Raw genomic sequence first — 6,763 nt, 5'->3', positions numbered from 1 at the left:
GTTGGCGCCGTGGTCGGAGAAGTTCGCCTCACCGGTGACGAAGAGGCCCGGGATGCTCGACTGGAGGTCGTAGTCGACCCACAGGCCGCCCATCGTGTAGTGGACCGCGGGGTAGATGCGCATCGGCACCTCGTAGGGGTTCTCACCCGTGATCCGCTGGTACATGTCGAGCAGGTTGCCGTACTTCTCCGCGACGGCGTCGGCGCTCATCCGCTTGAGGGCGTCGGTGAAGTCGAGGTAGACGCCGCGGCGGAAGTCGCCGACCTTGGGGCCCACCCCGCGACCCTCGTCGCAGACGTTCTTGGCCTGACGGCTCGCGATGTCGCGGGGCACCAGGTTGCCGAACGAGGGGTAGATCCGCTCGAGGTAGTAGTCGCGGTCCTCCTCGGGGATCTCCCGCGGGTCCTTCTCGCAGTCGGCGGCGTTCTTCGGCACCCAGATGCGGCCGTCGTTGCGCAACGACTCCGACATGAGCGTCAGCTTGCTCTGGTGCTCGCCGGCCACGGGGATGCAGGTGGGGTGGATCTGCGTGTAGCAGGGGTTGCCGAAATAGGCGCCCTTGCGGTGCGCGCGCCACGTCGCGGTGACGTTGCTGCCCATCGCGTTGGTCGAGAGGTAGAAGACGTTGCCGTAGCCCCCGGACGCGAGCACGACCGCGTCGGCGAGGTGCGTCTCGATCTCGCCGGTGACGAGGTCGCGGGCGATGATGCCGCGGGCCTTGCCGTCGACGACGACGACCTCGAGCATCTCGTGGCGGCTGAACATCTCGACGGTGCCGGCCGCGACCTGGCGCTCGAGCGCCTGGTAGGCGCCGATGAGCAGCTGCTGGCCCGTCTGGCCGCGCGCGTAGAACGTGCGTGAGACCTGGACGCCGCCGAAGGAGCGGTTGTCGAGCAGGCCGCCGTACTCGCGGGCGAAGGGCACGCCCTGCGCGACGCACTGGTCGATGATGTTGGTGCTGACCTCGGCGAGGCGGTAGACGTTCGACTCGCGCGAGCGGTAGTCGCCGCCCTTCACGGTGTCGTAGAAGAGGCGGTAGACCGAGTCGCCGTCCTCCTTGTAGTTCTTGGCGGCGTTGATGCCACCCTGTGCGGCGATCGAGTGCGCCCGGCGCGGGGAGTCCTGGTAGCAGAAGGACTTCACCTGGTAGCCGGCCTCACCGAGGGTCGCGGCGGCCGCGCCTCCGGCCAGACCGGTGCCGACGATGATGACCGAGAGCTTGCGACGGTTGGCCGGGTTGACCAGCGAGGCCTCGAACTTGCGGGTGTTCCAGCGCTTGTCGATGGGACCGGCCGGGGCCTTCGTGTCGCGGATCGGCTCGCCCTCGGCGTAGAGGCCGTGGACGAGTCCCGGCGACGCGGCGGTCGTCGAAGCGGTGGGGGGTGTCGTGGTCACAGGTCAGCTTCCCTTGACGATTCCGAAAAGGATGGCGAGCGGCGGGAGCGCGAAGCCCACGCTCGTGACGAGCGCGATGACCGTCCCGAGCGTCTTGGCGCGTCGGCGGGCGGCGGCGTTGCCGGCCCAGCCCATGGTCTGGGTGGCGCTCCACACGCCGTGGTAGAGGTGCAGCCCGAGAGCGACGAGGGCGAGCAGGTAGATGAGGACGACCCACCACACCTGGAAGCTGCTGATGACAMGCAGGCCGGGGCTGCCTTGAGCCGCAACCGATCCCACGTTGAACTTCAGGATCGTGAACTGGAGCAGGTGCCACACGAGGAAGAGCAGCAGGGCGACCCCGCCCCAGCGCATCATGCGGCTCTTGATGGTGGCCTTCGCTGCCTCGCGAGCGACGTACCGCGTCGTGCGCGCGCCGTGGGCCCGACTCCACAGGGAGAATGCCGCCCAGGCGTGCGCCACGAGGGCCACGATGAGGGCCGCGCGGAACAGCCAGAGGAATCCGCCGTACGGCAGGAACGGGGTGAACATCGTCCGCAGGTGCTCGGCGTACTCGTTGAACGCGCCGACGCCGCCGAAGATCTTGAGGTTGCCGTACATGTGCAGCAGGACGTAGAACACGAACAGGGCGCCCGAGACGGCCATGAGCATCTTCATGAAGACGGTGCTCCGGCGGCCCACTGCGCGTCGATCCGATCCCGTCACCGGGAGAGTTTTGGTGGCCACGGAAGGAACCTTATCCCCGTGGCTCTGTCGGGCCTGACGGCTACCGCCCGGTACACGCCGAGTGTGACTATTTCCACTGTGGTCGGCCGGCCCTGTCGTCAGCCCTGTCGTCAGGCCTGTCGTCAGCGCTTGCGCAGGCCGATCTTCGAGCCGAGCCAGACGAGCGGGTCGTAGTGGCGACCGACCACTCGCTCCTTCATCGGGATGATCGCGTTGTCGGTGATCTTGATGTGCTCGGGGCAGACCTCGGTGCAGCACTTCGTGATGTTGCACATCCCGATGCCCTGCTCGTCGCGGGCGAAGTCCGCGCGGTCGTCCCGGGCATCGAGCGGATGCATGGCGAGCTCGGCGGCGCGGATGAGGAAGCGGGGGCCGGCGAAGGCCGCCTTGTTCTCCTCGTGGTCACGCACGACGTGGCAGGTGTCCTGGCAGAGGAAGCACTCGATGCACTTGCGGAACTCCTGCGAGCGCTCGACGTCGACCTGCTGCATGCGGTACTCGCCCGGCGCGAGGTCCGGGGGAGCGAAGGCCGGGATCTGGCGCGCCTTGGTGTAGTTGAAGGACACGTCGGTGACGAGGTCCCGGATCACGGGGAACGCGCGCAACGGGGTGACGGTGACCGTCTCGGTCTCGCTGAAGGTGGACATCCGGGTCATGCAGAGCAACCGCGGCATGCCGTTGATCTCGGCACTGCACGATCCGCACTTGCCGGCCTTGCAGTTCCAGCGCACCGCGAGGTCCCCGGACTGGGTCGCCTGGAGCCGGTGGATGATGTCGAGGACGACCTCGCCCTCGTTGACCTCGACGGTGTAGTCGACGAGCTCGCCGCCCTCGGCGTCGCCGCGCCAGACCCGGAACCTCGCGTCGTAGCTCATGACCCGCTCCTGCCTGTCGTGTCGCCGTTCGTCGCGGCGGCCGCCATCTCCTCCGGCGTCAGGTACTTCGCCAGCTCGTCCGTCTCGAAGAGGGCGAGCAGGTCCGCGCGCATCGCCGGCATCGTTTGCTCCTCCACGCGTATGCCGTCGCCCTCGGCCGAGCAGATGAGGTTGCGACTGCGCCACTGCGGGTCCATCTTCGGGTAGTCGTCGCGGGTGTGGCCGCCGCGGGACTCCTGCCGCAGCAGAGCCGCTCGCGCCACGCACTCGCTGACGGCGAGCATGTTGCGCAGGTCCAGCGCGAGGTGCCAGCCGGGGTTGAACTGACGGTGTCCCTCCACGGTGAGGTGCCGGGCGCGCTCCTTGAGCTGCTCGAGCTTGGCGAGCGCGGCCTCGATCTCCCCAGCGGTTCGGATGATGCCGACGAGGTCGTTCATCGTCTGCTGCATCTCCTGGTGCAGGGTGTAGGGGTTCTCGCCCCCCTCCTCCTCGAAGGGCGCGAGGGCCGTCGCCGCTGCCGCGTCGATGACCGACTGGTCGGCACTCGGGCGGCGCTCGCCGAGACCCTGGACGTATGCCGCTGCGCCGCGTCCGGCGCGGGCGCCGAAGACGAGCAGGTCGGACAGCGAGTTGCCGCCGAGGCGGTTCGACCCGTGCATGCCGCCCGAGACCTCTCCGGCCGCGAAGAGGCCGGGCACCCGGGCAGCGGCCGCCGTGTCGGGGTCGACCTCGACACCGCCCATGACGTAGTGGCACGTCGGGCCGACCTCCATCGGCTCCTTCGTGATGTCGACGTCGGCGAGCTCCTTGAACTGGTGGTGCATCGAGGGGAGCTTCTTGAGGATCTCCTCGGGCGGGCGCCGTGAGGCGATGTCGAGGAAGACGCCGCCGTGCGGTGACCCCCGGCCGGCCTTGACCTCGGAGTTGATGGCGCGCGCCACCTCGTCGCGGGGGAGCAGCTCGGGTGGCCTCTTGTTGTTGTCCGGGTCGGTGTACCAGCGGTCGCCCTCGTCCTCGGACTGGGCGTACTGCCCACGGAAGACGTCCGGCACGTAGTCGAACATGAAGCGCTTGCCCTCGGAGTTCTTGAGGACACCACCGTCACCGCGCACCGACTCGGTGACCAGGATGCCCTTGACCGAGGGCGGCCAGACCATGCCCGTCGGGTGGAACTGGACGAACTCCATGTTGACGAGGGTCGATCCCGCGCGGAGGGCCAGGGCGTGCCCGTCGCCGGTGTACTCCCACGAGTTCGACGTGACCTTGAACGACTTGCCGATGCCGCCGGTCGCGAGCACGACGGCCGGCGCGTTGAAGCGCACGAAGCGGCCGGACTCGCGCCGGTAGGCGAAGGCGCCGGCGATGGCGCCGTCGGGTGAGGTGAGCAGGTCGGTGATCGTCACCTCGGCGAACACCTTGAGCCGGCTCTCGGGGTCGCCCGACTCGCGCTCGTCGTCCTGCTGGAGCGAGACGATCTTCTGCTGCATCGTGCGGATGAGCTCGAGTCCGGTGCGGTCACCGACGTGGGCGAGGCGCGGGTACTCGTGGCCGCCGAAGTTGCGCTGGCTGATCCGGCCGTCCGGCGTGCGGTCGAAGAGGGCGCCGTACGTCTCCAGCTCCCACACCCGCTCCGGAGCCTCCTTGGCGTGCAGCTCGGCCATCCGCCACGAGTTGAGGAACTTGCCGCCGCGCATCGTGTCGCGGAAGTGGACCTGCCAGCTGTCGTGGCTGTTGACGTTGCCCATGCTCGCCGCGATGCCACCCTCGGCCATGACGGTGTGCGCCTTGCCGAACAGGGACTTGCAGATGATGGCCGTGCGCAGTCCCGCCTCGCGGGCCGCGATCGCGGCCCGCAGGCCCGCGCCGCCGGCCCCGACGATGAGGATGTCGTAGTCGTGGGTCTCGAGGTCGCTGGCCATCAGTTGAAGAACCTCAGATCGGTCAGGGCCCCGGACGCGACGAGGGCGATGTAGGCGTCGGTCACCATGAGCGTGCCGAGCGTGGTCCAGGCGAGTTCCATGTGCCGGGTGTTGAGGCGCGAGACGGCGCTCCATGCCCGGTAGCGCACCGGGTGCTTGGAGAAGTGCTTGAGCCGGCCTCCGATGAGGTGACGGCACGAGTGGCACGACGCCGTGTAGAGCCAGAGGAAGGCTGCGTTGACGAGCATGATGAGCGTCCCCAGGCCCATGCCGACGCTGCCGTCCTTGCCGTGGAAGCCGTCGAACGCGTCCAGCGTGTTCATCGCCGAGACGACGATCGCGGCGTAGAAGAAGTAGCGATGGATGTTCTGCAGGATGAGGGGGAAGCGGGTCTCACCGGTGTAGGTGGCGTGCGGCTCGGCCACGGCGCAGGCCGGCGGTGAGAGCCAGAACGACCGGTAGTACGCCTTGCGGTAGTAGTAGCAGGTGAGGCGGAAGCCGAGCAGGAACGGCAGCACGAAGAACGCGAACGGAACGAGCGGGGGGAGCTCACCCATCCAGGTGCCGAGATGGCGCGCGTCCGGGAGGCACGAGGCCGTGACGCAGGGCGAGTAGAACGGCGTGAGGTAGTGGTACGGCTCGACGAAGTAGTACCGCTGCATGGAGGTCCGGACCAGCGCGTAGAGCAGCCAGAGGACGAGCAGGCTGAAGGTGACGAGCGGCTGCACCCACCATCGGTCGACCCGGAGTGTCTTCTCGGCGATCGTCGCGCGACCCGGTGACCCGACACCGCGGGGGCCGGAACCCCCCGCACTGGAAGCCGGGTCGAGCCTCGTCTCACTCATCGTGCGAACCTCCACCGTCGTTGGTTGAGCGCCGCCGCCACTCTAGTGTCACCGTGCGTCGCAGCAGGGTGAACGCGACTCACTCGCGTGTGGCGCACGCGGACCCTGGCTGGTGAGGCAGCCGTGGAGGATGCCGGCTTTGCGCAGCAGCCGTTCGATCCGCCCGGGCGATCCGATGCCGCCAGATGTCCCTGAAAGCCGGACACATCCCGTTTCCGACCCTAGAGTCGGCGCGACCCGGGACGCATGCCCCGGAGACGACACAGGGAGACCACCGTGACCCAGCCCCACACCGAGCCGCCGACCACGCAGGCGTGGCCGCCGCCGCCCCCCGCGTTCGCCGCACCAGCGCCGGCCGCGACGACCGCAGGAACCGTGGCTCCGTGGCAGCAGCCCGGACCGTTCGCCCAGGTCGCGAACGGACCGGTCGGAAAGGTTCGGTCGACGGGCTCCTGCATCCTGCTGTGCATCGTCACCCTCGGCATCTATCCGATGGTCTGGTACTACCAGACCCACGAGGAGATGAAGCGTCACACCGGCGAGGGCCTGGGCGGCGGTCTGGCGCTCGTCATTGCGATCTTCTTCGGAATCGTCCTCTCCTTCCTGACCCCGGGGGAGGTGGGCCGCCTCTACGAGCGACGCGGCCAGCAGGCGCCGGTCTCAGCGGTGACGGGGCTGTGGACGCTGCTCGGCGCCATCATCGTCATCGGTCCGATTGTGTGGTTCGTCAAGACCAACGGCGCCCTCAACGCGTACTGGCGTTCGGTGGGTGCGCGCGGATAGCACCGCAGCCGTCAGGCGGCGAGCAGCCGCGCAGTCCGCGGACGACGCGGCCGCCTAGGGTGAGCGCATGGTGCTCCACGAGGCGGCCGCGGCGCTCGACTGGGTGATGGACAAGTCCCTGGTCCTCGGCTACACGAAGATCGGTCCGGCCGTGCGCCGGAACTGGTGGCCGCAGGACCCGGTGCCGGGCGCCCTGGTCGGACGCCACGTCCTCGTCACG

The 6,763-nt window shown here is 68.7% G+C and carries 6 protein-coding genes; 1 reads left to right on the top strand and 5 read right to left on the bottom strand.

Features of this window, described 5'->3' with window-relative positions; all coding sequences use genetic code 11:
• The 5 genes from AC1DP0_RS15685 to AC1DP0_RS15665 form a co-directional block, all read right to left on the bottom strand.
• A partial coding sequence (locus AC1DP0_RS15685) for a fumarate reductase/succinate dehydrogenase flavoprotein subunit (protein WP_478085839.1) occupies nucleotides 1–1,395 on the bottom strand: 1,395 nt, incomplete at its 3' end.
• A gap of 3 nt (nucleotides 1,396–1,398) precedes the next feature.
• The gene (locus AC1DP0_RS15680) at nucleotides 1,399–2,121 is read right to left on the bottom strand and encodes a succinate dehydrogenase cytochrome b subunit (RefSeq protein WP_478085837.1); all 723 of its coding nucleotides are present in this window, start codon (nucleotides 2,119–2,121) and stop codon (nucleotides 1,399–1,401) included.
• A 122-nt stretch (nucleotides 2,122–2,243) separates the two neighbouring features.
• Entirely contained in the window at nucleotides 2,244–2,996 is a 753-nt protein-coding gene (locus AC1DP0_RS15675) for a succinate dehydrogenase/fumarate reductase iron-sulfur subunit (RefSeq protein ID WP_478085835.1), read from the bottom strand.
• Nucleotides 2,993–4,915, bottom strand: coding sequence for a fumarate reductase/succinate dehydrogenase flavoprotein subunit (locus tag AC1DP0_RS15670; RefSeq protein WP_478085833.1), 1,923 nt, complete (start codon nucleotides 4,913–4,915; stop codon nucleotides 2,993–2,995). Before AC1DP0_RS15670 ends, AC1DP0_RS15675 begins: the two co-directional genes overlap by 4 nt.
• Nucleotides 4,915–5,760, bottom strand: a complete 846-nt coding sequence (locus tag AC1DP0_RS15665; protein WP_478085830.1) for a hypothetical protein — start codon at nucleotides 5,758–5,760, stop codon at nucleotides 4,915–4,917. Before AC1DP0_RS15665 ends, AC1DP0_RS15670 begins: the two co-directional genes overlap by 1 nt.
• 276 nt (nucleotides 5,761–6,036) lie before the next feature.
• Between AC1DP0_RS15665 and AC1DP0_RS15660 the strand changes: the two genes are divergently transcribed.
• Entirely contained in the window at nucleotides 6,037–6,543 is a 507-nt protein-coding gene (locus AC1DP0_RS15660; RefSeq protein ID WP_478085826.1) for a DUF4234 domain-containing protein, read from the top strand.
• Nucleotides 6,544–6,763: the final 220 nt, after the last annotated feature.

Source organism: Terrabacter sp. P5_B1 (assembly GCF_056400505.1).
This window is presented reverse-complemented; position numbering and strand designations above follow the sequence as displayed.

What these genes read in the sequence shown, in the direction of transcription:
- AC1DP0_RS15670 (WP_478085833.1), bottom strand. Translation starts at nt 4,915, where the DNA reads ATGGCCAGCGACCTCGAGACCCACGACTACGACATCCTCATCGTCGGG.
- AC1DP0_RS15675 (WP_478085835.1), bottom strand. Translation starts at nt 2,996, where the DNA reads ATGAGCTACGACGCGAGGTTCCGGGTCTGGCGCGGCGACGCCGAGGGC.
- AC1DP0_RS15665 (WP_478085830.1), bottom strand. Translation starts at nt 5,760, where the DNA reads ATGAGTGAGACGAGGCTCGACCCGGCTTCCAGTGCGGGGGGTTCCGGC.